We start from the raw sequence: 26,755 nt of genomic DNA, 5'->3' as shown, positions 1-26,755 counted from the left end.
CCGACGGCGCGCGCCGGACGGCAGTTCCGGCATCGTTAAGTGGCCCGCTCGTCCCACGACTCGCTCTCCCATCGACCCGTTCGCAACCGTTCGCAGCCGTTCGCAACCATTCGTGGCTGTCCCGGATCATCCCAGTCCGGCCGCCGCCGCGCCGGAGATGTTCACAACCGATCGCAGCCGACCGCCGGCCCGGGGAGGGCCCGGAGCCTGAGCCGTATGCATCGACTGCCCGACTTCCTCCTGCACGATGTCCTCGGCGATTACCTCGCGGCGCTGCTCGGCGCTCTGACCGTCTGGGGGCTGCGCCGCATCCGCTCGTGGCGACGGGGCATCGGCGAGGACCGCGCCGAAGGCGAAGAGGGCGGACACGGGCACGGAGGTGATCGGTGATGTTGAATGCCGGGATGACCGACATCCAGGTGCTCAGTGTCTTCGGCGGCCCCGACGGCCGGGGCGGCAACACGCTCGGCGTCGTACGCGACGGCGCCGCCGTACGCGGCGACGGGAGCCGACAGGAGCTCGCGGCCGAACTCGGTTACAGCGAGACCGTGTTCATCGACGATGTCGAGCGCGGGCTGGTCGACATCTGGACGCCGTCCGCCCGGCTCGCGTTCGCCGGGCATCCACTCGTCGGCGTCGCGTGGCTGCTGGGCGCCGACGTGCTCCGCCCGCCCGCCGGTGAGGTCCCCGTCCGCCGGGACGGCGACCTCACCTGGGTGCGCGGGCGTGCCGAGTGGGCGTCGGGCCGGCGCACCGAACGCTTCGCCTCGCCGGCCGAGGTCGAGGCGCTGCCCGCCCCGCCCGAGGGTGAGGGGTGGCTGTACGCGTGGGCGTGGCAGGACGAGGGCGCGGGGCGGGTGCGCGCCCGCGCGTTCCCCCGGCGCGATGACGGTGTCGTCGAGGACGAGGCTACGGGCGCGGCGGCGATCGTGCTCACCCACGAGCAGGGCCGCGCCCTGGACATCCGTCAGGGCAGCGGCTCACAGATCCTGACCCTCCCCCACCCCGATGGCACCATCGAGGTCGGGGGCCGGGCCGGACAGGTGGTTTCCCGGTCAGGCGGCGCGCTCGACTGACGGAGCACCGAACCACTGCGGCAGTCGGCTGAGCAGCTCCTGCTGGTCCTCACCGACCCAGGCCACGTGGCCGTCCGGCCGCAGCAGCACCGCGGGCACATCCAGTTCCGCGCCGGCGTCGACGACGTGGTCGACCCGGTCCGCCCAGCCCTCCACGGAGAGCCGGCCCGTCCGGTCGAGCAGCAGACCACGGCCGCCGCGCATCAGCTCGTAGAGGCGCCCCTGCTCCGTCTTCAGATCCCGCATGCGCCGGCCGAGCAGTTCGTGGCCCTCGCCGAAGTCGTAACGGACCCCGACCGCGGTGATCATCTCGGTCACGTACCGGTTCACGACCTCGAATTCCAACAGCTCCGAGAACATCTCCTTCAACGCGACCGCACCCGCGTCGGTCCCCAACAGCACGCTCTGGGCACGGGTGTTGCTCACCACGCGGGCGCCCACCGGGTGCCGTTCGGTGTGGTAACTGTCCAACAGGCCCTCCGGCGCCCAACCGTTGACCGCAGCGCCCAGCTTCCAGCCCAGGTTGAACGCGTCCTGCACGCCGGTGTTGAGCCCCTGCCCACCGACCGGCGGGTGGATGTGCGCCGCGTCACCGGCCAGCAGCACCCGGCCGACACGGTAGCGCTCGGCCTGCCGGGTGGCGTCGCCGAACCGGGACAGCCAGCGCGGCGAGTGCACGCCGAAGTCGGTGCCCGCGACCTCCCGCAGCCGCTGCTTGAACTCCTCGAGGGTCGGCGCGGCACGCTCCTCGGCCACTCCGTCGGCGGGCACGATGACGCGGTACGTCGTCCCGTCCGGGTTGGGGATGACGCCGAACCGTGCGTAGGTCTTACCGATCTCGGCTGTCACGGCGGCCACCGTCGCCGGATCCTCGGTCACCTCCAGGTCGCCCAGCAGCGTCTCGACCGTGGGAGGCTCACCGGGGAAACCGACGCCGAGCAGCTTGCGCACCGCGCTGCGGCCGCCGTCGCAGCCGACGACGTAGCGCGAGCGCAGGCGCGTACCTCCCCCACCGGCTACGCCCTCATGGGCGGGGGCGCCGCCCCCGCTCGCCAGCTCGACGGTCACCCCGTCCTCGTCCTGGCTCAGCCCGACCACCTCGCAGCCGCGCCGTATCTCGGCACCGAGCTCGACGGCACGCTCGGCCAGCACCCGCTCGGTGACCGGCTGCGGCATGGCGAGGCCGTACGGGTGGGCGGTGTCCATCTGCTCCGGCCACGGTGTGGGGAAGGCGGCGAAGGGGCCGCCGACCGAGAACGGCTCGCTGACCTCGCGGAACCGCTCCAACAGACCACGCTGGTCCATCACCTCGACGCTGCGTACGTGCAGACCGCGCCCGCGGGACTCCGCGGTCGGCTCGGCCAGCTTCTCGAGCACGACCGTCCGCACCCCCGCCAGTCGCAGCTCGCCGGCCAGCATCAGGCCGGTCGGTCCGCTGCCGACCACGATCACGTCAATCACAAAGCCCCCAGGTGACAAGGTTGAGTTTCGGCCGGTCGCTCCGCGTAGTCCCGCGGCGCGCGCACCCCTGCGTCGACAGCGGCACACACCTCGCGTGTCTGCCGTTTCCGCAGGTCCCCGGCCTTGATCAACTATTCTGCGGCACGCCCCGGGCCTTGCCGCAAGCCCCCTGGTGCGCTATACATTGAGAGTGGCAAGGAGCGAATATTCTCCTTGCCTTTTGTTGTCTGCCGTGGATGGAAAACCTCCTGCCCGACATGCCACCGGGCCACCTGACGCATCCGCCGTCACCACGTCACCTCATGAGGTTCGGGCAGCACGAAGACGGTGGTCGCCCCGACCGTGAACATGTCCTCACCGGCGCGCAGCGGGGAGCCGTCGAAGGCCTTGTCGAAGGCGGCGTAACCGTCCTCGGCCAGTACGGTCCGGACATCCCTGGCGGCCACCCTCCGGGCGCCGACCGAGAAGTGTTCCAGGTCCACCGCGTACCGCAGGAAGGTGATCTGTTTCTTCTCCGTGCCGTTGACCGATGCCTTCGCCGTGGTGCGCGGGTTTCCCAAGTGTCCGAAGAGTGCGCCGAGTTCGACTTTCTTGTCGTCGCGTACGAAGGCCATGCCGCCGTCGAGCATCGCCCCGCCGTCCTCCAGGGGGAGCGAGACCCTGCCGTGGGTGATCGGGAAGCGTACGCAGGTGGGTACCGCGGGGTCGATGGATGCCGGGGCCGTCGCGGTCATGGTGATGTCCGCGTCTTCCAGGGCCGCCGCGGCGGGGCCGGTCAGGCACAGTCCGGCCGAGCCGCGCACGGGCACCGTGGGGCCGACGGCGGCGACCGCCACCGAGGTACCCAGTACCGCCACCACGAGGGCGACGGGAGTCCACGCCAGCGCACGTCTCATTGCAGAACCTCCCACCGGGCCGAGCCCGGGATCGTCACGATGGCCGTGCCCGGCCGGCGGACGGGCCTCGCACGTTCGCACCCGTCCTATAAGTAACACCGGCCCAGGCGGGCGTCCGCGCACGGACGGCTCCGGTCGACGGCGGTTCAGTCGTATGGAGGGGATGGAGGAACGGAGGGGATGGAAGGGGGAATCCCGGGGGGGAGGTGTCACAGACGGCATTCCTCGCGGCACCAGGCGAAGAGTTCGCGGGCCTCGGTGACCCACCGATCTGCGGCTGTATGGAAGTCGGCCCGTGGGATCGCGCAGGTCAGGGGCAGGGTGCGGATCCCGGCCAGGTAGGGGTGGGCAGTGGTCAGGTTGAAGACGGTCAGCATGGGGACCAGCCTGTCGGTGTTCCAGGCGTTGGCGGCGGCCGCCGCCAGGGCGAGCTGATCCCCCTTCAGGAAGCGGTCGTCGGTCATCAGGACGATCAGCAGGCCGTTTCCCGTCGTGGTCACCGTCAGACGGATCGTCCACTCCGCTTCGGGGGCGTCGCGCTCGATGGTCACGTAGGAGGCGTCGGCCTCGTACGGCCACCGGTGGCCTGATGCCCAGGAGCAGACCAACTGTCGCCAGTGGGCGGCCAGCGGCATCGGCGCTTCCGGCGTGGTGTCAGGTGCGGGCACGGCGCACCGCCTCGATCACCATGCGGTCGGTCAGTCCGGCGTCAAGCAGGGCCGCGATCCGGGGCGGCAGCGGACGGGAACGGGGCGCGGGCGACGGGAGTGCCGTCGAGTTCGTCACGCGTACGGGGGCGGTCCCGCGGGCCAGCCACGCGGCGCCGGTGGCCACCGCGAGTTCCGGCTCGGAGACATCGAGCACCGGTCGTCGCGCGTGCCGCACGAGGTGGTCGCCGACCATGGGCAGGCGGGAGCTCCCGCCCACGGGGACGATCAGGTCGAGGTCGCCCCAGTCGAGGCCGTGGGCGGCGAGTACCCGCTCGCACTCGGCGACGGTGTCCGACAGCAGCGGGCGGATGGCGTCCCGCAGGTCGGCCTGGGTGAGGGTGATCTCGACGGGCGGGTCCAGCATGGTCAGCAGGTCGGAGTGCTCGGAGGAGACCGACAGTTGGTGCTTGAAAGCGGTGCACGCCTCGTGGAGCAGGGTCGCGCGGCGCAGCACCGCGGCATCGTCCGTGCCGGTGGCCGCCCGTCGCAGGTCGTCCACGGCCTGCGGGCAGCGCTCGCGGACCAGGGCGAGCACGGCCTGGTCGATGGCGATGCCGCCGGAGTCGGGCAGGCCACCGGGCGAGCCGAGGACGGTGAGACCCTCCGTGGTCCCCCGCGCGATGGCCAGGTCGAAGGTGCCGCCGCCGAGGTCGTAGACGAGGAGGGTGCGTTCCCTGCCCGGGTCGTGGTCGTGCAGGGCGTACACGGCCGCGGCCACGGGCTCGCTGTACACCTCGATGGTCTCCGGGGCGAGGCCCGCGGCCCGGGCCGCTGTCTTCATCAGCTCGCGCCGGCCGTTCTCCCAGGTGGCGGGCACGGTGATCACCACGCGGGCGGGGGCGGGGGTGACGGCACGCCGGGCCTGCCGGACGAGGAAGCCGAGGACCTCCGTCGTCAGCTGTGCGGTGCTGAAGCGTCGGTCGCCGAGCAGGTGCGGGGACGGCTGGCCGAACTCCTGCTTGAATCCCGACCGGAAGCGTTCCGGGTGCCGCAGCCTTGAGTTCTGCGCTGCCTGCCCGACCACCATGGACCGGTCGGGCAGCAGACAGACGGCGGTGCGCACGGATGTCGTGCCGTACGGGCTCACGGGGTCGCGCACCGGCAGCGGCGGGTGGCCCCGGCGCAGCACGACCAGTGCCGAGGACCAGGTGCCGAAGTCGATTCCGTAGACCGGTCCGGGCCGGTCGGCATCGGTGGTCATGGCGCGTCGAACTGGCCGGGGTCGAAGAGACCGAGCGGAACCGGGGAATCCGGGGACTCCGGAGAGGAGTCCGAGGAGTCCGGGGCGGAGCCCTGGGAGTCGGCGGGGGCACGGCGTCGGTCCGCAGGGCCCGTCGGCTGCCGGGCAGGAGGTCGGGGCGGTGGTGCGGCCGACCGCTCGATCCGGGAGCGCAGCCGGTCGAGTTCGCCTTGCAGGAGGCGATGGCGCTGTTGCCGGGCGAGCAGCTCGCCGCGCCGCCCGGCCAGCTGTTCCTCGGTCCGCGAGGTCGCTTCCTGGAGCCTGCGGCCGGACTCGGCGAGCGACTCCCGCTGAGCCGCGAGCTGCGCGCCCAGCTCCTGCGTGAGCGTCTGGGCGGTGTCCCCGTACGCCTGGTGGAACGCCTCCGTGGCATGCCGCCGGTTCGCGGTGATCTCCTGGTTGACCAACTGGAACAGACGGGCGGCCCGCTCCCGTTCGGCGCGCTCGCGCAGGTCCTCCCGGTGGTTTCGGATGCCCTGGACGACTCCGGTGACGCCCAGGCACGCGGCCACCGTGAAGCCGGTGACCGGTTCGACGAACCCCAGCAAGCCCCCGGCGCCGAGCCCCGCCATGCCGGTCGACCAGCCGCTGCGCAGCAGGTCGAAGGCGCGGGCGGGACGGACGTCGAGCGGTACGGTGGGTATGGCCACGGCGGGTGTGAAGGGCGGCGGGGGCACTTCGGGCGGGGTGAGGCGCAGGCTGGTGCGCTCGGTGAACTCGCGCATCAGCGTCACGGCCACCGTGGCCAGCCGCTCGTGGGCCTCGGTCAGCGCGTGGAGCATGCCCGCGGCCACCTCGCCGACCCGTTCCTCCGATCCGGGGTCGCAGCCGCCGGCGACCGCCTCCTGATAGCGGCGCGACACCGCGTCGAAGGCCTCCTGAAGGCCGGTGCGCGTACGGCGGTTGTCGAGTTCGAAGCGCTGGCGCAGCTCGGTGCGCCATTCGGCGCCGCCCGCGGTCAGCCGCTCGATCCGCGCGGTGGTGCCCGCGATGTCGTGCCGGAGGCGCCGCAGGGACTCGTCCGACTCAAGGGCGGCGAGTTCGTTGGCTGTCGGGGAGCCTGCCGTGGCGAGCGCGTCGCCGAGTCCGTCCAGGGCCCGGCGCAGTTGCACGGCTCCGGCGGTGGTGGCCAGCCCGTCCCACAGGGCCTGGTCCAGCTCGGGGAAGCCGGAGTCGGCGAGCAGCCGGTCGTCGGTGCGGTCACCTTCCCGGTCCGCTGCCCGTTCCCTGTGCCGCAGCCAGGTGAGCTTACGGAAGGCGGAGACGGGGACCACCACCAGGCTGCCGACCGGGCGGCCGGTCCGCGCGGCGATCTTCTCGCGGGCGTCGGCGACCAGCGGGGCGGCGTCACGGACCTTGTCGGTCTTGGTGACGGCGACGATCACCACGTCGCAGGCCTTGAGCGCTTCGTCGAGGAAGTCGAGTTCGTAGGTGGTGAGCGGGTCGAGGGCGTCACAGGCGAAGACCAGGCCGTCGGCCCGGTCCAGGAAGGAGCGGGTGGCCGCGGTGTGTTCGGGGTTGACGCTGCCGACGCCGGGGGTGTCGACGAGCACGAGCCCGGACTCCAGCCGCGGGACCGGAGCCCGGACCTCGACCAGCCGTACGCGTTTGTGGTTGCGGGGGTTGCCCTGCTCGGTGACGTACGCGCCCAGGTCCGCGAGGGCGATCTCCGTGTGCCGCCCGGTGCCGTCGGCGGAGGCCGGGTCGCCGAGGTGGACCCGGGCTCGCTCCCGGGGTCCCCAGGCGAGGGTGGAGACCACGTTCGTGGCCACGTCGACGTCGACGGGGAACAGCCCGGGCCGCTCCACGAGGGCGTTCAGCAGGGTGGACTTCCCGTGTTTGAACTCGCCGCCGACGACCACGTGGCAGGTGCCCCGCTCCAGGCGGGCCCGGGACTGCTCCAGCCGCTCCCGTCGGCGGGGGCCCAGTTCGCCGGAGAGTTCCTCGGTGAGCCGGGGGAAGGCGGCCAGTACGTCGGCGCGCAGCCGGCCGAAGGCGTTGTCGCGCACGCTGTGGTTCACCTTTCCTCGGGCAGGTGCCGACCGAGGAACCTGGGGGCCAGTCGCCGGTAGTAGGGGGCCAGGGAGGGTTCGAGCAGCCGTCCCAGCAGCTCGCCGAACGGCCTCGCCCATGTGCCCGCGGGCGGCCTTCCGTGCGCGAGACCGTCGAAGAGCTCGTCGTACAGGCCGAACAGCCGGGCGCGCTCCGCCAGGTACGCGGCGGTCGACAGCCCTTGGACGGCCGGGTGCGGAAAGCGCCCCACGGGCCGTATCCACTCCCGCCGCGATCGGCCCGGCTCCTTGAAACGCAGGTCGGTGTACTCGACCAGGCGCCCGGTGGACCAGTCGAGCGTCGCCGTGGCGAACGGCGGGAAGAGGTCGGCGCCCCCGGCCGGGTCGGGGCGCATGACGAACAACGGCATCCGGAGGTAGACGCGCGGCACACCGTCCTGGAGGACCGGCACGGGCAGCGGCCAGCCGATGCCCGCTTCCATCGGGGCGAGTTCGCGGAACGTCCGGGAGCGGCGCAGGGCCCCCCACAGGGCCTCGGACCTCGGGCGGTCGCCGTCGGTGGCGGTCATCGCGCTTCCTCCCTTCCACGCTCGGCTTCGGGTTGCGGGGTCCGGGGGCCCACGTACGGCACGTAGGAGACGACTTCCTGGGGCCGCAGCAGCACCTCTCGCCAGAGGTAGCCGGGGCGGACCGTTTCGGCGATGCGGTCGCTCAGCAGGCCGGAGGGGTCGTCGCGGGTGGCCACCACATGGTGGCGGGCGGGGTCCACGGGGCCGGTGTCCTCGACGGGGGTGACACCGGAGGCGGTCAGCGCGGCCACGACACCCCGGCGCACCCGGTCCAGCACCGGCTCGTCGGCGGGCGGCGGGTCGCCGGCCAGTCCGGCCAAGCGGTCCAGCAGCTCGATGAGCGGCGCCGCCGCGGGGGGCACGGCATCCGGGACCGGGCGCGGCTCGGTGACCGCCGCTCCCGGCGGCTTCCCGTACGCGGCGCGCAGTTCGCCCTCGATCCGGTCCCGTTCCGCGCCGAGCCACGCGGCGCACCTGGCGGAGAGCCCCGCCAGGGATTCGTGGGCCACGGTCGGCGGCCGGTGGGGAAGGAGAGGTGTCGGCGGTCGCACGGGCCCGGTCCTCTGCTCGTGTGTCATTTCACGCCTCCGGGCGTTCGGCGGTGACCAGGAGATTGCCGGAGTCCTGCCAGGCATCCACGAACTCGTCCAGCGGAACCTCAGGCCCTGGCCGTCGGGGTGCCCGGAGTCGTTGAGCACCACCATCGGATGTGCGGGGTCGCTGTGGTCGAACCCGGTGACCCAGACCGCGTGGTGGGCGTCCTGACCGGGGATGCCCGGCAGGTCGCCCAGGGTGTCGTCGGCCAGGTCGTGGCCCGGTGCCCAGATCTCGTCCGCGTCGAGGCCGACGATGGCGGCGTCGCCCCGGCTCAGTACCTCCTGGAGCTGGGCCAGGGACGCGCCCTCGATGTGGTCCACCCGGACGCCGTGCAGCTCCAGCAGGTTTCCCACCGCGTCCGGCGAGGTGCCCGCGCCGTCGAACCACCCTCTGGCCGTGGCCTCCGCCGTCAGTTGCTCCTCGCTGACCCGCTCCCCCGTGAGGTATTCGAGGACCATGCCCTGGGCGCCGATCGCGCAGCCGCCCTCGCCGGTGTGCTGATGCCAGACGCCCATGGCGCCGTCCGGGTCGCCGACGACGGCATGGGGGTCGCTGTGGGCAGGGGCGTAGTTCGGCAGGTCGGCGACGCCCGCGAGGGCCGGGGCAGCACCGTGGTCGATCTCCGCGCCGTCGTGCGGATCCAGGAAATCCGTCCACTCCATGGGGTCCGGGGTGTCCGCGAGGTCCGTCGGGTCGAAGAGCTCCCCGCCGGACGCGGGGTCCAGCGGTGGCTCGAAACCCTCCCCGTCGTACGCGCTCACGCCCCAGTCGTACGCGCTCGCACCCCCGTCGTACGCGTTCCAGCTCACCGCCCGCTCCCTCCGTCCGTTTCGTCCTCGGCGGACCCGCCCGGCCCTTCATGGCCGTCCCCGTACAGCAGCTCCTCCGCCCGGCCGACCAGGTCCGCGACCCGCTCGTACGACCGCAGCACCACGCGGGCGACGGCGAGCGCGGGCCGGTCGAGCAGCGGGTCGCAGCAGCGCGCGGCCCAGTGGGCGGCGTGGCGGCGGGCCGTCCGCAGCAGAGTGGCCACCGGGGTGCCCGCCGGAAGGCCCAGTCGGGCGGCGCAGCTCGGACCCGACTCGCCGGTCACCGCCAACAGCTGGGACTCCTCCGCCGCCGTCAGGTCCAGCCCGCCCCGGTAGTAGGCGGCCAGGGCGGCCAGTTCGGAGGGGCCGGCGTCGGTGACTCTCATGTCCTCCAGCAGTCCGGCCACCCGTCCCGCCACGGCCGGCGGCGGCCGGTCGGCAAGCTGCGCCGCCGTGCGCAGCCGGGTCACCTCCTCGGCGATCTCCCGCTGGCCGTGCTCGAGCTTGATCAGTGCGGCGCGGTTGCCGAAGTGCCGCAGGATCTGTTCCCGCAGCGCGACGACGCCGCTGCGTTCCAGCAGCAACCGGCGGGTGGCGCCCTCGTCCAGACCCTCGCGCAGGGCGCCGCACGCGAGGAAGGCACCCCAGGCCCCCATCCGGTCCACCAGGGCGCCCCGGGTCCCGGCGGGTACGGGCAGCTGCGCGTAGTCGCGGACGCAGAAGAGGTTGACGTCCTCCATCAGCTCCGCGAGCCGCTGCGGTGGAGTCCTCGCCAGGTCCGCGAGCGGCTCGAACGCGGCGGACGGCATGCACTGGGCCGCCACTCCCAGCAGCCCCGAGACGGGCAGGACGGTGTGGAACACGCGGCGCACGGCGGGCCGTTCACAACAGGAGTCGGCGATGCGCCGGGCCGTCGCCATGGGGTCGTGGGCCATGGGGTCCACCGGCAGTCCGTCCGGGCCCGTCTCACCGGCGGGCGGCCAGTACTGGTCGGCGCGGGTGAGCACACCGAAGGCCTTCAGCGGGCTCACCAGCGTGCCGTACGCCCCGGCGAAGGAGTCGACGGCCTGTTGGTCGGCTCGACCGAGGCCCCGGCTGAAGGCGAAGACGACGGCGTCGGCACGGTCCATCTCGGCGGCGCTCTCGGCGTGCACCGACCGGACGTCACGCCCCAGCCGCCGCAGCGCTCCGGCGGCGTCCTCCCGCTGCTCGGGGTCGTCGATGCCCAGGAAGGCCAGGGTGTTCTCGGCGTCGGTGCCGTGCACGCTGCCCAGTCCCGGCGTGTCCACCAGCCGGAAGCGGCGCAACAACGGGCTGGGGCGGCCCACCTCCACCTTGCGTACGGCGCTCAGCAGCCGCGTCCCGGCGGGGTCGCGCGCGGTCAGCCGTGACAGCGCGCCGGGCGGCAACTCCCTGGCGGGCCTGCCGTCCTTGAAGTGGACGAGCAGCCGCGGGCGCTCGGCGTGATGGAACTCGCATACGTTGAAGGTCAGTTCGAGTCGTCCGGTGTCGGCGATCTCCTCGCCGAGCAGCGCATTGACCAGTGTGGTCTTCCCGCGTTTGATCTGTCCGGCCACGGCCACCCGCATCGGTGTGGTCATCCGGGCCCGCGCGGAGCCGACGAGGGCCAGCAGATCGGCGGACGCCGGGTCGGTGGGATCGACGGCCCGGGCGATCCGGTCGAAGACATGGTCGTGCGCGCCCGTGGGATCGGGGAACGGCCGCATCGCCTCACCTCACCGAGGCGAGCAGCATGATGACGAGGAGGATGGCTGACGCCACTGCCGCGAACTTGAGCCACTCCGGCGGGAACACGGGGTCGTCGGGCTGGGGGTCGGGGGCGGGCGGGGCCGTCGGAGGGTTGAAGGCATCGTGGCCGGTCAGCCGGGCCCGGTCGCACCACGGGCAGCGGGCCAGGTGCGTGCTGTGCGTGTGACGCGGGCGAGTGGGGCACGTCGTCACCGCGCCCTCGGCCCTCGCCTGCTCCAGGGCCTCCAGCCAATGCCGGGCCGAGGGGCGTGACGCCACCTCCCGCAATCCCGGCCCGAACGCCTGCCGGGACAGCTCCAGTACCGCGGGGGGCAGGACCGTCGGGTCGATCACACCACGCGGCAGGTACACCGACTCCGGCCGTACGACGAAGCTGCGGCTGGCGGTGATGTTGTCCGAGATCTGTACGTCGTCCTCGCTGTCGCGGGGCACCCCGCCGAAGGGGTGGTATCCGGCACTGAGCAACTGGTAGACCAGCACCGCCAAGGCGAAGTCGTCGCTGTGCGCGCTGCCGGGGGCACCGGCCAGCCGTTCCGGGGACGCGTAGTCGGGGGTGTGCAGGAAGGCCGGGAACACCTCGCGCGTCACGGGGTCGGTGAAGCCGATCGAGTCACAGTCGAGGAACGTCGCGAAGCCCCGCTGGTCGACGACCACGTTCTTGGCGGAGAAGTCACCGATGACCAGCCCCTCGTGGTGCAGCCGGGCCGTCATGAAGGCCAGGTTCCAGCAGACGCCGAGCAGGAACCGCCAGTCGGTCTGCTCGGGAAACCGGCGCAGCCGCTGGTCGCGGCTGAACAACCCGGTGAGCTGCACGTGCTCGGGGCCGGCGTAGCGGCCCATGCCGTAGCCGAGGAACACACCGTCCGTCGTGTACGCGAGACCCACCGGCCAGGCCAGCTCGGGCGGCTGGCCAGGGCCCACCGGGCGGCCGGCCAGCGGGCTCAGGGACAGCATCCGCCTCAGCCGGTGTTCCCGGGCCGCGTCGGGTTCGTGGTAGACTTTGACCACCAGATCATCCGCGCCCTCCACACCGTGGACCGCCGCCTCCAGGCCCGAGCCCAGCGGCTGATCGAGCAGGACGACCGGCCAACCGTTCAACCGCACTTTCCGGCCCGTCACAACAGGCCCCTCCCCCGCTCCCGCCGGGCTCCACGCACGGCCCGGACGAGCGTCTTGTCATCGGCGTTGAGCGCGGTGAGCCGGTGCGAACGCAGCAGCGCCCCCAGGTCGTCGGCGTCGGCCTGCGGATCCGGCCCCGGCCGGTCCAGCGCACGCAGCACGGAAGCGACGAACGACCGGTTGGGCACCGGCCCTCCCGGGCCGTCCGCGGTGGACAGGGCCGCCTGCGCCAGACCGTCGGTCGACAACAGCACACCGTCCACCCCGTCGTCACGGACGCAGTCGATCCGCACCCGCGACGCGGCGTCCGGCGAGCTGAGGAACGTCGTCTCGTTGCCGTACTCCCCCGGTGGCTCCGGCTGCGGCAGAAGGTGGAACTGCGGTGCGCCGTCCGTCTCACCGGCGCGCAGCACCGCGAATCCGTCGCCCAGGGAGGTGTGCCCCACCCAGCCGGGGCCGAGCGCCAGCACGGTGAGAGTGGTGGCGAAGTCCGCCGGTCCGCCCCTGTCCCCGGCCAGCTCCCGGGTGTCCTCGAGGAAGGTGTCCACCACCTCCCGGAAGGCGTCCCGTTGGAGCCGGGCGAGGGTGTCCGCTTCGCCCGGTCCGCCTGGTTCTCCCCGCTCGCCGAGCCCGCCCGGCTCGTCCGGCGCCGTCGCGAAGGAGGCGAGATGTCGCCCGAACACCGAGGTGGCGAGCCGGATCGCGAGGTGTGCGCCCTCTTCGGACCGGGGCCTGCTGCCGGCCCCGTCGGCCACGGCCAGCACGGTGATCCGGGCACCGGTAGGGCCCGCGCACGCCTGCCCCCAGGCGTCCTGACAGGGCAACCCCTGCTGCACATGCCGGTACCCGCGCACGCTCAGGCCGTGCACCCGCCATGTCGCTGCTCCGGAATGCCCCTTTCCCACCACCCCCGACACCTCGTCCCCGCCTTCGTCGCTCAGGCGTCCCACGCGGAACGCTGTGTCTTGAAGCGGGCGAAGAGCTGCTCGAACGTCTTCTCCTCCGCGCCCCTCTGCTCCGCGCCGGCGCTGGCCGACATGGTCTGGAGCAGGTCCTTGAACGGGAATCCCCGTAGCGTGGCGTGGTACGTCGGGGCCAGCTCGCGCAGCACCTGCTGCCCGTACTCGCTGATGCCGCCGATACCGAAGGCGTAGAAACGGAACCTCTTCGCCTGCTGTTCCGCGGCGAGGACCGGGATCAGCCGCCGCCACGCGGAGGTGACCCGGCCCGCCGTGTCGGTCGGCAGGCCGTCCGTCACCAGACAGACCTGCGGGCGGTAGTACTGCAGGCCCTTGCGCCTCAGTTCCGTCTTGCGGTTCGCCACCAGGGGTATCGCCGCCTCCACCGCCTCGGTCAGCAGGGTGACCCCACAGGCGGCGAGCCGCGGCGGCTGGAACAGCTGCGCGGGTACGAACGGGCTGACCTGCGCTCCCGGGGCCAGCTCGTGCGGCCCCTGCCAGACGCCGACACCCGCGCCGCCGAAGGTCACCAGGGCGATCTCGACACTGTTGCTCAGCGCCGGATCGTCCCTGATCTCGTCCCCCCAGGTGGCCAACGCCTCGTTGAGCAGCCGGATGGGCTCACCGGCCATGGAGCTGGAGGTGTCGAGGAGGAGCAGCAGCGGTAGCCGCTGGGCGTTGTTGTTCTCGATCTCGATGTCGTTGAAGGACGCGGGCATGTCCTGCGTGGGCAGGTCCTGCGGTGGCACGGGTGGCCGCTTCGGTATTCCGGATATCACGTTGTCCCCCGATGTGTGTGCGTTGATGTTCCGGTACGGACGTCAGGGTGGCGTGCTGCCGCGCGCGTGGCTGTCGGCGTGCCCGGGGCCGCCGGGTACGAAGGCCTCCAGCCGCCCGGACTCCGGGCCCACGACGTCGACTCTCGCTCCGGGCCCCGGCGGGGTGAGCGAGGGTTCGGCCCACGTCGCCCGGTGCAGCCAGCCGTCGAACTCGACATACCCCTGAGGCCGCAAGCACGTCCGCACGACCGCGGTCCGCACCGGGCCGTCCAGGGGCCGCCGCACGACGGCCAGGCGAGGCCGCCCCGTGGGCGCCGGAGACGACCGGCCCTCGGACGCCGTCGCCCCCGAGAGGAGAAAGCCGGGCGGCAGCGGACGGCCGGTGGTGACCGTGGTGACGGGGCGCCTGGTCTTGAACACGGCCAGGGCGACGAGTCCGAGGAGGGCCATGAGGGCGATGAGCAGGACGTCGGCCGCGTCGGGGCGTCCACCGCCTGTAGGGCGCCGGCCCTCTCCCAGAACCAGCGACCGCGTCCCGTCGGGTCCCTTTCCGGGCGCGAACGCCGGGTCGCGGATGGGCAAGACAAGCGGTTTGCCCTTACCCGGTTCCAGCTTCACGTCCCCCTTCAGCAGCGCCTGACACAGCGCCTTGTACTTCGCATCGCCGCACAGTGGCACTTCCGTCAATGCCTCGTCCTGCCCTCGCAGCGAGCTGAGTACCGCATCGCGCGGGAACACCCGCTCCTTCGCCAGCAGAGCGAGCAGGGCTCCGACTTGCCCACTCTTGCGAGTTGCGCTCAGGTCGACGACCAAGGGGCGGTCTTTCTGCGCGCCGACGATCTGCCGCACACCCTCCCCGACGTTTCCCCGGCTGAGGTCGAGCTGCCCTTTCACCATTACCCGGAGGGCCTGTCCGCCTTTGGCCTCACGCAGCTCCTGGGCCGTCCGGCCCAACTCCTCCGGGACACCATCGTCCGGTGACGGCGAAGGCGCGCTCAACACCACTACCGCGCCCAGCGCGAGGAGTACCCGTACCACCGTTCCGTGGAGCCGATGCCGAACCGCTCGCGCGGCAGGCCGAACGCAGCTGTCCGCCCGTGCCATGTGATCCCCCGATGGCCTGCCGGAGACGGAAGATCCGCCCCATGTTTCGGCGTGTCCAGGTTGCAGATTGGCAGCAGAAGAGCAACCGGGCGGTGGTATGGAATGACTTTTTTCGTCCTGCCGATGCAAACGGCACGGTGGGGGCGCACGGATTCATTCGTGCGCGGAACGTGTCATGTCACCGTACGCCCCTGGAAAACCCGCTTCGGCCGGGACGAGGTGGTGAGCGAAGATGGCTTCATGACCACCATCACCTTCGTGCGGGGCGACATCACCGAGCAGCACGTGGATGCCATCGTCAACGCGGCGAACTCCTCCCTCCTCGGCGGCGGGGGTGTCGACGGCGCCATCCATCGCGCGGGAGGCCCCGAGATCCTCAGCGCCTGCCGCGACCTGCGCGCGTCCCACTACGGCAAGGGCCTCGCCACCGGCCGTGCCGTCGCCACGACGGCGAGCCGCCTCCCGGCGCGTTGGGTCATCCACACGGTGGGCCCGGTGTGGAGCGTTTCCCCACCCCGAGCCGATCTCCTGGCTTCCTGTTACCGCGAATCCCTGCGGGTCGCGGACGAGCTGGGAGCCCGAACGGTGGCCTTCCCGGCGATCTCCACCGGCATCTTCCGCTGGCCGATGGACGACGCGGCACACATCGCCGTCGAAACGGTGAAGACCACGGACACGTCCGTCGAAGAGGTGCGCTTCGTCCTCTTCGACGAGGCCGCCTACGCGGCCTTCACCGCACAGGGAAACTGACGCCGAGCGGGAACACGGTACGAAACATTCACCCATGGCTGCTCACGCAGCCAGGGCTACCGCCTGAGTCCCCCCAGGGAGAGGGAACGTCGCCACCTCTCCCTCATGCGTCATCAGCTCAGCCGTCCACGCCCCCGGGTCTATGACCACCGAAACCGTGCCCGGCCCCGCCTTGGCATGAGAACCATCGAATCTCAACTCACTCAGCTGCACCTGAGCGGGAAAGCCCTTGCCGTACTCGAAGCGCAAGCCCCGAGTACCGGCATAGACCTTCACCCCCCAGGCCAGCAGCTTTTCGCGCCGCTCCTCCGGAGTCGAAGCATCCCACCACTCCGCGTAGGTCATGGCAGAACACGGACAGTCCCCACCGGTGCAGCCCGGGACGTGCTTCTGCGCGGCCACCCACTGCTCCACCGGCTTGGCCGCAGGAGCATTCGTCAGTTCCTCCCGCTGCCTCGCCACTTCCCCGAGATGCCCGGCGAACTCGACAGCGGAGAGATGGCCCGCCTTGAACTCCGCTCCGAGCTCGGCCATACGACCATCCAGGACCGCCACCTGCAACGCTCTGGAACCGTCAGCAACCGTCCTACGCTCTTGAACCGGGATCCGGCCCGCCTGGAACTTGAAGGCAGCTTCCATGAGCCCGTACAGCACGTCCGCGGACCACGAGTGACCAAAGCACGGCTTGAGCCCTGTGGCCTTGCGGCCGTCGCATCGGATACGGGCGGTCTTGCTCCGGGTCCGGGCCGTGCCATCCCCGCCCTTCGTCCAGTACAGGCTGTGCGGAGCCACCGCAGCCCCCGGACCGTCGCAGAACAGGAAGCCCCGTACCGGCGAGACCCGCCGAGGCCCCTGTGTCTTCTTGACCAGGCTCACGACCTCCTGCAGCTGAAGCCATTCGACCTCGGTGAGCACAGGTTCCCCGATCATCACCGGAGAGCCATCAGCCTGGCGAACGACCGTATCGTCTGCGCGTACGTACTCGCCCAGCAGAGACCGTGAAGTCAGAATGGAGCGTACCGAGGACGCCATCCACCTGGCCCCCCTAGGCTTCGCCTTCTCACCCTCCAAACGCGTATTTTCCTTGGACGCTCCTGCCCGAATGCGGGCAATGTCCGCCGTCGTGGGGACGCCCCCGGAGTTGAGCCAGTCAGCAACAACCCCGTACGACTTAGCCGCCAGGAAAAGGCGAATCATCTCCAGCAGCACCGGCCCGTACACCGGGTCAAGGCACAAGGCATAGCCGTCATCCTCTCTGACCGCAACACGACCGAACGGCACAAGGCCGCCAGCCCATCGGCCTGCCTCACGCAGAGCCGCACGAGAGGCACGGACCCGGGCCTTGATGGCCTCGAGCTCAGCCTCCGCCAGGACCGCGAGGATCTTGGCAATAGTGCGTCCCCAAGGAGTCGACAGGTCAAAGCCCTCTTCGATCGACACAAGGGATTTACCATGTTCGTCACACCAATCGAGAAGAGCACACAGGTCCTTCACCGATCGGGCTATGCGATCGATCTTGTAGACGTACAAGACATCGAACTCGTCACGTCGGTTGTTCAGCCAGTCACCAATCTTGGGACGGAGCCACGGAGAAAGCGAAGCAGATACATCGATGTCCTCTGCCCAGCCCACCACCTCAAGCTCGTCGGCCTCAGCCCTCTTCTGGATCCGACGGCGCTGCGTCTCGTTGCCCGTTTGACCAATATTGCCGACCGAAAGCCTCACGACGCCCAAGGCCCTGTCGCGCCCCTTACTCTGATGGCCCAGGGATATCATCGACTCACCGCTTCCCTCTCATTAACCGTCAGTTCAGCGAGCATCGCGCTGACACGCCCGCGCGTGCACAGTGGCCTCACACCCAAGACAGGGCGTGCAGCACCCTGCAAAACCCGAAACCCGTCCCATCGACGTGCCCGCCGCCCTGGCAGCTGGGGCGGCGCGCTGCCCGCATTCAAAGCGTCGGGGGACTCTGGCGACATCGAGACCCGAACGCACCCAGGAAGACAGCCGTCCACACCACCAGAACTGGCTCTGACACGTCGAACGCCCCCGGATCTTCAGCGGTTTACTCGCCTACGGGACCTCTCTACCGATGGGGCACACACCGCGGCATTAGCAGTCAAGCTGTTGACTTCGGAGGCCTCCAGCGAATGGATCAGCCCCAACGCCCGGAGAGGTGCCTCGCCGACACTATGAGCGAAAGCAGCCAACCCATCCTCGACTTTTTGATCAGAACCGACCACTAGAGTCAGACCAAGCCTGCAGAAATTAGCGTCATTCACTCTACGCATTCCTCAGCACTTGCAACTTCGCCTGCATAGTTCTCGAATAGAATCAGATTCCACGATAACCGCCTCTCCGCTTTTCCCCTATCAGTCACCTCACCTCCCTGCCGGAGGCCGTCCCACACACCTTGACCAGCAAACCTACGCGCCACGTAAGAGGTTCCGGACAAATTCGTTCGCCGACGACAACTTCAGCCGACTGCAGAAATACACGTCCCTGCAGCGAACAGAGACTGCCAATTACAGGACCGAGGGGACTTCGGCGGAAACATCCGTCCCCACGGAACCTGTGCAGCACTGATCGCCATGTCCGCACGTTCCACCGCCAAGCAAAGCCGCTGCGGACAAGGACAATGGTGTGGACGAATCCCGGTTTCGCTAACCGGGGATCTTCTGCTATGTAGGAGACTGCCGCACCGTGGCGTCGAAGCGGCTGAGGTCGCGAGCCACGACCCACTCACGAGCGCCGTTAGCACCAGCGATATGCCGAGTCGCAGCACCTGATCGGGCGGCGACATACGCGGGAGAAGGCGCACCACGAACCAGTCGCCTTGCAGCAGTTCCTCCGCGCCGAGGGCGGATAAGAACGAAGCGATGAAGCGCAGAGATCGCCAAGCAGTGTCGGACAGGCGGACTCCTCGGACCAGAGCCTCAGGCGAGGCGAAAGGGGCACGATAAGGGACGGTTATCCCTTCGCCGCGCATGGTGTTCTCGGGGACGTTGTACGTTGACATGGTCCTCGAGAACGTTCCAGCCCCTTCAGGCTCTGTCCCGTCTGCTGTCGGCGAATCCGACGGGTCGTAAACAGAGGGCCCAACCCGCGCATCGCCGCCTACCCGCCCGTACCCCTGATGACGGATTCCCGGACTTCTCACAGACGGATGATCGACAAGACCCACAGCCGGGCGGGGCACCTCGCCTGCCCTCCCACACTCGACCCGTGCGCGGCTGCTGAGTCGGCCAGCTTTGCTGAACACTGCTCGGCCACATGACGGCCTGGAGGAGGTCTACAGCGGAGTGCTACCTAAGGCTCGCTTCTGTCACAGGATGTTCCACTGCAAACTCGCGTCCTCGTTCTGGAGCCCGGCGATGCGGCGTTCGACTTCTGCCAGGGTTGCGGATGCCTGCGCAGACTTCCTCGCGTTGGTGGTGATCATCCGAAGCTCTCGCAGATCGCGCAGAATGCTGTAACCCTCCCAGGCTGTGACGTCGAAGCCGTAGCCGTCCGCGAAGGCTTGATAGTGCTCCTGTCCATACCCGAATCGGCGGCAGTGGATCTCCATCGTGACCAGGTCCCATTCCGGTTGTCCCTCGGCCACTGTGTCCCAGTCGCACAGGACAGCCTGCCCGCCGTGGTGCAGCGCGTTTCGGTGCTGTGGGTCCCCTTGAACGATGGCCCGCGGCAGGGCGAAGGGCACGTTGGCCAAGCGGGCTTCGAGCGCGTCCAGCCGCCGGGTGAGGAAGTTCAAGGTGGCTGGCGGCAGGGACGTCGTGGCCCTGAGGGAAGCTCGGATGGCGGCGACGTTGTCGAGTTCGCGAAGGGGTTCCGGGGGCTCGGAGAGCTGGTGAAGGGCGTGGAGCGGTGGGGCGATCTGTTCGGCGGCCACCGGGTGCTGCGGTTGGGGCAGGTAGGTCCAGAAGGTGATCGAGTGGCCGTCGATCACCGTTGGTTGCTCCGGCACGGGGTGTAGGGGGGCGGTGGGGAAGCCGAGCTCCATCAGCCAGGACACGAAGCGGACGGTTCGCTCGACGCCGGCCCGGCTGGAGCCCCGGCGGGCGATCTTCACCACGACTGGATCACTGGCGAGTCGGACGACGGCGTTCGTGTGACCGCGCAAGAGCTGTGCGTCTGTGCTGTCGAGCCCCGCAGCCGCACAGGCGCGGCGCAGAACGTCGTTCATCTCCTGCGTGTCGAACCCGCCATGGGCCATTGCTGGTGCAGTCATGGGCTCAAGGCTGGCTGAAGCGCAGCCCTGCTGTCATATCGGCCCTGCGGGCAGAGCGAGGATGTCACTCAGTTCGCGGACGGCTCGGGCCGATCGTGCGGATGTCGGCAGTACGTCGATGACCCGCTGTGCTCGGGCCCCGAGGATGGTGGTGCGGTGCTCCACGGGCACCTGGAGATATGTCTCACCGGCCATCTGGCAGGCTTCCCCGGGGCTGCGCTCGTGTGCGAGGCAGATCGCGGCCTCCAGGCGGAGCAGCGCGGGGTCGATGCCCGTGCGGGCCGGGTAGAGGGCGAGCGCCTCCTGTTGGACTCGGCGCGCCTGGATGCTGTGGCCGAGGGCCGTGTAGGCGCCGGAGAGGTAGAGCAGCAGGCGCCGGGCGGGGAAGGCGAAGGCGTCGTTGTCCGTACCAGTGTCACATTGTTCGAAGACCCGTTGGGCGCTGTCGATGGCGTGCTCGGCAGACGCTGAATCGCCGAGTTGGGCGAGTGCGCGGGCTTCGGCTGCGGCGGCGAAGGCCGCGGTTGCCGTCGGGCGTGCGCGCGTCATCAGGCGGGCTTCCCGGGTCAGCGAAACGGCGGCTTCTATGGGGCCGTAGTAGTAGGGCAGCATGGCGGCTTGGGCCCGGACACGGGCGCGGAGTTCGAGATTGCCGCTGTCGTCCGCTGCTGTGCGGGCGGTGTCGTACCAGGCATGTGATCTGCGCAGGTTGCCGAGTTTCATCAGCGCGTCCGCGATCAGGGTCGCGAGAACGGCCGTCATTTCCGACAAGCGGGTCTGCACGCTGGCCGGCTGCCGCTCGGCGGCCAGGGCCTGGACGTCGGACAGCTCCTCGAGGAGTTCCTTGAGTATGTCGGTGGGCGGAGCGTACAGGTACCGCTGGCGCGACCACAGCAATCGTTCTTCGATCAGGTCCAGCTGCCCGGAGCTGACACTGCCCGCAGCTAGCGTGCGGTCCACGGAACGCCGGATCTGCTCGATCTGCATGTCGAAGTCGTGGGCAGAAGAAGACGAGGGCGGTAAGGCGGAATGCTTCACCACTGCGCAGCCTGAGGAGATGACTCCCGGCGTCGAGTCCACTGTCGAAGAGGCCCGGTGTAGGCGGTAGTCGCTGGCGCCTGCCAGTCCCAAGCTGTGAGCGTCGGTCCGGTACAGCCGGCATAACCGGTGGACCGTCGTTGCTCGGGGCGTGTGCGTGTTGCTCTCCCAGCGCCCCAGTTGGTCGGCGTCGATTTTCGGCGCGGTGATGCCTTCTTCCGCGCAAAGATTCAGCAGTCGCTCCACCGCCTCGCGCAAGGTCCACCCGTGCGCGAGGCGGTGTGCTCGAAGCCTGCTGAGCCCGCAGCACTGGTGAATCGCTGAGGCCGTTTGCTCAGTCGCCCATCCTTCTTGCTCTGCGCGCTCACGAAGCCGCGTGGCGCAGTCGCGTGCGTGCGTGGGCTCCTCCATCTGTTCACCTCGCCAGCTCAGTGCATGGGTGCTTTCACGATCATAGGAACCAGGCACCGCATCACGTGACGGGAAACAGTGAACCTCTCACTGCCTGTCTCTCGCCCGGATCTCAATTCCTGATGGCTGGCAACGACCCGTCAAATGTTGTCGGTTGTTGGCTCGCCGCGCCGTGACGATCCTGCGTCACCCGGGCCCGAATCCTTTACAGCGCAGATGTTGTGAGGCGAGGAGACCGTGTTCATGGCTGGGTCTTGCAGGGGACGAAGGGAGAGGTCGATGCGCGCATCTGCACGTGTGGTGCGATCCGCTAACGCGACTGGCGTCGCATGCTCACATTCGGCTTTCCGTTCACGCGGCCATCTCATGGCGAAGCCGGTGCAGATGCCCCGTCGCCGCCATCGCGATGTCGGGCAGCTGCTGTCCAGCGGTTCGGATGATGCGTTGGAGCTGGTGCGGCAGCCGCTGCGCCGCTCCCTCCGCTGTGGCCTGGGTCAGAGACTGCTCGGCTCCGGACCGGTCGCCGCCAAGGAGCTGCACGTGGCCCACGGTTACCAGTTCGATCACGCGCCACTGGGGCGCCACAGGCGTGGTGGGCACTGGTGTGGTGTCGATCAGCCTTATGGCATCCCGGATCCGCCCGGTTGTAACGAGTCCCCGGACACTGACCTCGTGCAGGGCGAAGGGGTTGAACAGGCTGGTGTGCTGGACTCCGTCGCCGAGCAGGTGCCCGCACTCCTCGACGACTGTGTCGAAGAGGTGGCCGTTGCCGAGCGTGCCGGCCGCGCGGGCGAGCAGCGGCAGGACGGCTGCGCGTGCGTCGTGGTCGAGCACGAGGGCGGCGGCGTGCTGGAGGCGGGTGACGGCGGCGCCCCTGAGCCCGGCCTTCCTGAGTTCGTTGCCGTGCATCCGCAGGGCGTACGAGCGGAAGCCGGGGTCACCGAAGTAGTCGGCGATGGGCAGGCTCTTGGCGGTCCAGCGGGCGGCGGTGGCCAGGCGTTCCTCGGGCAGGATGTTGCCGAGAGCGACGCCGAGGCCGACGCGGGCGCGGGCCAGGAGGTGCAGGCCGTCGCGTTCGGCGTATCCGTCGTCGACGCGGGCTTCGAGGCGGGCGACCAGTGGCCAGAGTTCTTCGACGGCTTCGGAGGCGTGGCCGGACTGGCGGGCGATCTCGGCGAGGCGGACGGTGGACTCGCCGAACTGGATCATGGTCTGGTGGTCGATGTCGGCTGCGTCGGTGATGCCGAGGACGTGTGGGGGCAGGCGCAGGGTGGTGGCGATACGGCGCAGGGAGCCGATGTCGTCGATGGTGCGCTTTCCCGTTTCGAGGGCGGAGATGTAGGTCTTGTCGTAGCCGAGCTGGTCGCCGAGGGCGGTCTGGTTCTGGCCGTGGACGTGGCGGTGGAAGCGCAAGATGGCCCCCAGGTCACGGCGCGCCAGGACGGTCTCCGCCTGCGGGGTGGCCCAGCGCCACAGGGCATGGCGTGTGTCGGGGGTCGGGCAGCAGCCCGGCGGCATGGGTCAGGTCCGTTCGTACGCGGTCGGCTCATTCAGCCGGGCGCGCCAGGCGGTAATGGACTTCTTGTACCCGTCGGGCATCGTCAGGCCCGGCACCTGGTCGGCGCCGAAGAGCCCGATCTTCTTGTGCTCGTGGCTGAGGACGGGCTCAGCATCAGGGGTCAGGACAGTGCAGCCGTAGGTGATGATCACGACACGGCGGCCGGGGATCGGCTCGTAGATCCACACGTCCAGCAGGTCATCGGCGGTGACGGTGACCTGCCACCCGGTCTCCTCGGCGATCTCCCGCTCGAGGGCCGCTTCCGGGCTCGGGTCGCCGGGTTCGAGCCGCCCGCCCGGCAGTTCCCACTCGTGGCGTTCGTTGTGGAGCAGCAGGGTGCGGCCCTGGGAGTCCAGGGCGACGCCCTTGACGGAGACGGGCCAGGTCGGCGGCACGTAGGGCATGCGATTCCTCGCGGTTCTGGGTGCGGCTGGGCCGCTCGGACCGTAGCACGCACCCACCCCTCCAGGGCCCGGGAGAGCGGGGGTGGCAGGTCGACAATCTGTCGCTTTACCGGCCCGGCCCTGGTCTCCAGAGTGATCCCCACCGGACTTAAATCTCACGGGAGTTCGCCGATGAGCGCCACGTCACCCGCGATGGATCTGTTCGCCCGCCACTACGTGGACCTTCAGCTCCCTGGGGCAGTGGAGAGGGTAGCCGGAGGGCTGAGCGCGGCAGGTCTGGTCACCTTCGACAGGCTGACTACGCGCAGTCGCGTGCTGGGTTTCGCCACCCAGGTCATGCGCGTGGTGCACCACCGCGACAGCGGGGCGGACGGGCTGACCGCGATCTACAACACCGGCCGGCACGACGAGCGCCCCGGCTTCGCCGGGCTGACCAACGGTGAGCTGGCCTTGCACACCGAGGGCGCGGCGTTGAAGAGCCCGCCCCGCCTGATGCTGATGGTGTGCACCCAGCCCGCGCCCGAGGGAGGGCATTGCCTCCTGGTGGACGGGCGCACCGTCCACGCTGAGCTTGAGCAGCGGTGCCCGGACGCGGTGGCCGTTCTCTCCGGTCCGCGCGCGGGGTTCTTCGGCCCGAGTACCGGGATCTTCGCCCCCGTGTTCGCCCGGCACGAAGGCAGCCGTGTCGCGGTGCGCTACCGGCAGGACCGTCTCGTCCGCTGGAGCCCTCTGACGCAGATGCACCTGCATGGCTTCTGGATGGCGGCCAAGCGAAACCAGCAGATGCTCACCCTGGAAGCCGGCCAGGGCTACCTCCTCGACAACCACCGGTGGCTCCACGGCCGCACCGCCTTCGACGGTGCACGGCGTTGCTACCGGGCCTTGGGCAACCCGCACGAACCCGCCCCTCCCGGATTCCTCCCCCAAGGCATGGGCGGGGGTGCGGCATGAGCGTCGTGACTGCCCCGCGCGCCTCCGCGCCCCAGACGGTTCCCGCGTTGCGGAAACGTCCCCGGCTCCGGGCCGAGCACCTCCAGGCGATGGGCGTGCCCCGGCAACGGGAAGCGGTCAGCGAAGCCCGTCGCACCGTACGGCAGCTCCTGCTCCGATGGGGCGTGAGCCCGGAAGAGGCGTTCCAGGCGGAGCTGTTCGCCGCCGAGCTGCTGACCAACGCCTACCGCCACAGCCGTGCCGAGACCCCGGGGACGGAGATCGGGCTGTGCATCGCCGAGGGCGGCGGCGCGGTCCTGATCGAGGTCGAGGACGCCGGAGGAGAAGGCAGGCCGACCGCCCGGAGACAGACCGACAAGAACGCTGAGCACGGCCGCGGACTCGACCTGGTGGAGAACCTGGGCCGCTGGGGCTGGCGCACCCTGCCCGACGGCCACCTCTCCACCTGGGCCTACGTATGCCCCGCAGCTCAAGGCCGCGCGCGGTGAGCGCCTACCGGGGCCCGGCCGGCGAAGCCCCGCTCATGCCCCCGGCACCCCCGCCGAGACGCGCCTTCGCCGGGGCTCCGGTAGGGCGGCAGCCGACGGGGCGGCACGCCGGAAGACGCTGCCGTGGTGCCCACCGCATGGCCGGTCCGAGGCAGGCAGCCCGCTTCCCGAGGGGGGTCGTGCTTGTGCTGGTGGTCATCGTGCCCACGGGGTGGGTGGTGACCCGCACCGCTCCTCTCCTGCTGTGAGCAGCAGGTCCTGATCCGGCCCCCTGGCGGCGGCCGCCTCTGGGACCTGCCCCCAGGGAACCACCTACTCCCCCGGCTCGCACCGCACCGTCCTGCCCTCCTTGTTCTGCCGTGCCGCGAAGGACACCACCCGCATGAGGCCCGATACCCGCCCGCCCCTCCGTCTGGATCTTCTGGTCACGCTGTGCCGTCTGCACCGCGAGGGCGTCGCCGCCCGCATGACGCACGATCTGGTGCCCACGCGGACGGAACTGCTGGAGATAGTGCAATGGGAGAACCGCGCCGCCCGGGAACTGGGGCTGATGCTCGACGCCCATGGCTGGCCAGGGCCCGCCCTGGTGGGTGAGGTCGGGGCGGAGGCCGCCTGGTGGGTGGCCCTGCTGTGCGACCGGCAGTCGGTGTTCCAGCAGAAGGCCCACGCCCTGCTGCTGGAGTCGGTGGACCATGAGGATGCCCCGGCCCGGCACCTCGCCTATTTCACCGACCGGCAGCTGATGCACGACGGCGGCAAGCCACAGCTGTACGGCACCCAGTACGTCCTCGGCACCGACGGAGCGCTCACCCGGCACCCCGTCGCCGATCCGGGGCTGCTCGGGCTGCGCCGCCACCGGGTGGGCCTGCCCAAATCGTGCGAAGCCCAGCCGGCCGACCTGCGCCTGATGGCCCTCACCCGCGGCCCCCTCGCGGCCGCGTGCCTGTCCCCCACCCGGTAACCCCCGGCCCCGTCTACCTGGCCGTCGGGAAGAAGCCGCAATCAACGAGCTGATCGGCGCGGCCGTGCATGAAACGCCGACGACCCGCGTCCTGTCGGGTCACCTGCCCGTCGTGCTCGACCTCGCCCCGCCCACGCTCTGAGTCCGCGTCCTCCATACCACTCGAAAGCCGATTCCCATGCCCGTCACCCGTGCCCCATCCCTTGCAACCCCGCCGAGGCTTGTCCTCGCCCGCCTCGTCCCCGCTGCCGAGTACCAAGCGCTCCGAGCCTCGACCGTTCTCAGGCCGCAGTCGCAGGCAGTGGTCACGTTGATCGCCCTCGGCCGGACCCGACAGCAGGCCGCGGAAGCCATGAAGATCACGCCGGGTGCGGTGGATACCTACCTCCACGCCGCAGCCGCCGCCCTGGGCTGCGGCCGTCGACCGCCCCCACCTGGTCCACACCGCTTACAGCCACCCGGGCTTCCCCGCGCCAGCGAAGATCGACAGCCCTGCACCGGACCTCGTCCCGGCGGAGTGGATGGTGCTCCTCGCCCTCACTGGCGGCATCACGATCAAGCACCTGTGCCAGGCCCGGCGCCTCGTCCCGCGCGCCATGACGAACACCCACCAGAACCTGCTGGCCAAGCTCCACGCCCGTACCAGCGCCCACGCCGTCCGCCGTGCATGGGAGTACGGCCTCCTCCCCCGGACGGCCGTCCCGGCCCCCGACGGTGCGGCCGAAGGGCGGGAACCATGACGGCCACGGGGCCGGTGAGCATCGTCGTTTTCCGGGGGCGGCATGAAGCTGAAGGTGCTCGCCTACATGGCTGCGGGCCTTCCCGTCGTCGCCACCGAGGAAGCCGTCACCGGGCTCCCGGA

General features: G+C 70.3%; 24 protein-coding genes. 7 read left to right on the top strand and 17 right to left on the bottom strand.

What is annotated here, in order from left to right:
* Positions 1–216 precede the first annotated feature (216 nt).
* Together ACZ53N_RS25790 and ACZ53N_RS25785 are read left to right on the top strand one after the other, a co-directional pair.
* Positions 217–390 carry a hypothetical protein gene (locus ACZ53N_RS25790; RefSeq protein WP_469143171.1) on the top strand — a complete coding sequence of 58 codons (174 nt, stop codon included), beginning with the start codon at positions 217–219 and terminating at the stop codon, positions 388–390.
* 14 nt (positions 391–404) lie between these two features.
* Positions 405–1,076 carry a PhzF family phenazine biosynthesis protein gene (locus tag ACZ53N_RS25785; protein WP_469143170.1) on the top strand — a complete coding sequence of 224 codons (672 nt, stop codon included), beginning with the start codon at positions 405–407 and terminating at the stop codon, positions 1,074–1,076.
* Here the strand turns inward: ACZ53N_RS25785 and rox are convergent.
* The 12 genes from rox to ACZ53N_RS25725 all read right to left on the bottom strand — a co-directional run bounded on the left by rox (position 1,056) and on the right by ACZ53N_RS25725 (position 15,035).
* Positions 1,056–2,537, bottom strand: a complete 1,482-nt coding sequence (gene rox / locus ACZ53N_RS25780) for a rifampin monooxygenase (RefSeq protein ID WP_469143169.1) — start codon at positions 2,535–2,537, stop codon at positions 1,056–1,058. The two genes, ACZ53N_RS25785 and rox, sit on opposite strands and share 21 nt — an antisense overlap.
* 287 nt (positions 2,538–2,824) lie before the next feature.
* Positions 2,825–3,433 carry a hypothetical protein gene (locus ACZ53N_RS25775; protein ID WP_469143168.1) on the bottom strand — a complete coding sequence of 203 codons (609 nt, stop codon included), beginning with the start codon at positions 3,431–3,433 and terminating at the stop codon, positions 2,825–2,827.
* 209 nt (positions 3,434–3,642) lie between these two features.
* Positions 3,643–4,101, bottom strand: a complete 459-nt coding sequence (locus ACZ53N_RS25770) for a hypothetical protein (RefSeq protein WP_469143167.1) — start codon at positions 4,099–4,101, stop codon at positions 3,643–3,645.
* Complete coding sequence (locus ACZ53N_RS25765; protein WP_469143166.1) at positions 4,088–5,344, bottom strand: Hsp70 family protein; 1,257 nt, start codon at positions 5,342–5,344, stop codon at positions 4,088–4,090. The genes ACZ53N_RS25770 and ACZ53N_RS25765 overlap by 14 nt, the downstream gene beginning before the upstream one ends.
* Positions 5,341–7,392: a dynamin family protein gene (locus tag ACZ53N_RS25760; protein WP_469143165.1), complete on the bottom strand. Its 2,052-nt coding sequence runs from the start codon at positions 7,390–7,392 to the stop codon at positions 5,341–5,343. The genes ACZ53N_RS25765 and ACZ53N_RS25760 overlap by 4 nt, the downstream gene beginning before the upstream one ends.
* Before the next feature lie 8 nt (positions 7,393–7,400).
* Positions 7,401–7,964: a hypothetical protein gene (locus ACZ53N_RS25755; protein WP_469143164.1), complete on the bottom strand. Its 564-nt coding sequence runs from the start codon at positions 7,962–7,964 to the stop codon at positions 7,401–7,403.
* Positions 7,961–9,370: a C39 family peptidase gene (locus ACZ53N_RS25750; protein ID WP_469143163.1), complete on the bottom strand. Its 1,410-nt coding sequence runs from the start codon at positions 9,368–9,370 to the stop codon at positions 7,961–7,963. Before ACZ53N_RS25750 ends, ACZ53N_RS25755 begins: the two co-directional genes overlap by 4 nt.
* A complete protein-coding gene (locus tag ACZ53N_RS25745; RefSeq protein ID WP_469143162.1) occupies positions 9,367–11,097 on the bottom strand; it encodes a dynamin family protein in 1,731 nt (576 codons plus the stop codon). Before ACZ53N_RS25745 ends, ACZ53N_RS25750 begins: the two co-directional genes overlap by 4 nt.
* 4 nt (positions 11,098–11,101) lie before the next feature.
* Entirely contained in the window at positions 11,102–12,244 is a 1,143-nt protein-coding gene (locus ACZ53N_RS25740; RefSeq protein WP_469143161.1) for a hypothetical protein, read from the bottom strand.
* 11 nt (positions 12,245–12,255) lie between these two features.
* Positions 12,256–13,209 (bottom strand): PP2C family serine/threonine-protein phosphatase, encoded by a 954-nt coding sequence (locus ACZ53N_RS25735; RefSeq protein WP_469143160.1) that lies wholly within the window; start codon positions 13,207–13,209, stop codon positions 12,256–12,258.
* A complete protein-coding gene (locus ACZ53N_RS25730) occupies positions 13,197–13,967 on the bottom strand; it encodes a vWA domain-containing protein (protein ID WP_469143159.1) in 771 nt (256 codons plus the stop codon). Before ACZ53N_RS25730 ends, ACZ53N_RS25735 begins: the two co-directional genes overlap by 13 nt.
* 72 nt (positions 13,968–14,039) lie before the next feature.
* Positions 14,040–15,035 carry a hypothetical protein gene (locus tag ACZ53N_RS25725; protein ID WP_469143158.1) on the bottom strand — a complete coding sequence of 332 codons (996 nt, stop codon included), beginning with the start codon at positions 15,033–15,035 and terminating at the stop codon, positions 14,040–14,042.
* Positions 15,036–15,341: 306 nt separating this feature from the next.
* On the opposite strand from ACZ53N_RS25725, the gene ACZ53N_RS25720 reads away from it, so the two are divergent.
* A complete protein-coding gene (locus ACZ53N_RS25720) occupies positions 15,342–15,851 on the top strand; it encodes an O-acetyl-ADP-ribose deacetylase (protein ID WP_469143157.1) in 510 nt (169 codons plus the stop codon).
* Between the two features lie 42 nt (positions 15,852–15,893).
* Here the strand turns inward: ACZ53N_RS25720 and ACZ53N_RS25715 are convergent, their stop codons facing one another.
* The 5 genes from ACZ53N_RS25715 to ACZ53N_RS25695 form a co-directional block, all read right to left on the bottom strand.
* The gene (locus tag ACZ53N_RS25715) at positions 15,894–17,576 is read right to left on the bottom strand and encodes a recombinase family protein (RefSeq protein ID WP_469143208.1); all 1,683 of its coding nucleotides are present in this window, start codon (positions 17,574–17,576) and stop codon (positions 15,894–15,896) included.
* A 1,600-nt stretch (positions 17,577–19,176) separates the two neighbouring features.
* Positions 19,177–20,067: a phosphotransferase family protein gene (locus tag ACZ53N_RS25710; protein WP_469143156.1), complete on the bottom strand. Its 891-nt coding sequence runs from the start codon at positions 20,065–20,067 to the stop codon at positions 19,177–19,179.
* Between the two features lie 48 nt (positions 20,068–20,115).
* Positions 20,116–21,120, bottom strand: a complete 1,005-nt coding sequence (locus ACZ53N_RS25705; RefSeq protein WP_469143155.1) for an XRE family transcriptional regulator — start codon at positions 21,118–21,120, stop codon at positions 20,116–20,118.
* 762 nt (positions 21,121–21,882) lie between these two features.
* Positions 21,883–23,049: a helix-turn-helix domain-containing protein gene (locus ACZ53N_RS25700; RefSeq protein ID WP_469143154.1), complete on the bottom strand. Its 1,167-nt coding sequence runs from the start codon at positions 23,047–23,049 to the stop codon at positions 21,883–21,885.
* Positions 23,050–23,052: 3 nt separating this feature from the next.
* On the bottom strand, positions 23,053–23,493 hold the full coding sequence (locus ACZ53N_RS25695) for an NUDIX hydrolase (protein WP_469143153.1): 441 nt from the start codon (positions 23,491–23,493) through the stop codon (positions 23,053–23,055).
* Between the two features lie 171 nt (positions 23,494–23,664).
* On the opposite strand from ACZ53N_RS25695, the gene ACZ53N_RS25690 reads away from it, so the two are divergent.
* From ACZ53N_RS25690 to ACZ53N_RS25675, 4 genes are all read left to right on the top strand, one after another.
* Positions 23,665–24,444, top strand: a complete 780-nt coding sequence (locus tag ACZ53N_RS25690; RefSeq protein ID WP_469143152.1) for a TauD/TfdA family dioxygenase — start codon at positions 23,665–23,667, stop codon at positions 24,442–24,444.
* Complete coding sequence (locus ACZ53N_RS25685; RefSeq protein WP_469143151.1) at positions 24,441–24,932, top strand: ATP-binding protein; 492 nt, start codon at positions 24,441–24,443, stop codon at positions 24,930–24,932. Before ACZ53N_RS25690 ends, ACZ53N_RS25685 begins: the two co-directional genes overlap by 4 nt.
* A 382-nt stretch (positions 24,933–25,314) precedes the next feature.
* Positions 25,315–25,893: a DUF6624 domain-containing protein gene (locus ACZ53N_RS25680; protein WP_469143150.1), complete on the top strand. Its 579-nt coding sequence runs from the start codon at positions 25,315–25,317 to the stop codon at positions 25,891–25,893.
* Positions 25,894–26,261: 368 nt separating this feature from the next.
* Complete coding sequence (locus ACZ53N_RS25675; RefSeq protein WP_469143149.1) at positions 26,262–26,633, top strand: hypothetical protein; 372 nt, start codon at positions 26,262–26,264, stop codon at positions 26,631–26,633.
* The last annotated feature ends 122 nt before the right edge of the window (positions 26,634–26,755 follow it).

The organism is Streptomyces sp. NPDC033229 (assembly GCF_055576875.1).
The sequence above is the reverse complement of the archived record's forward strand: the minus strand, read 5'-3'. Positions and strand labels throughout refer to the sequence as shown.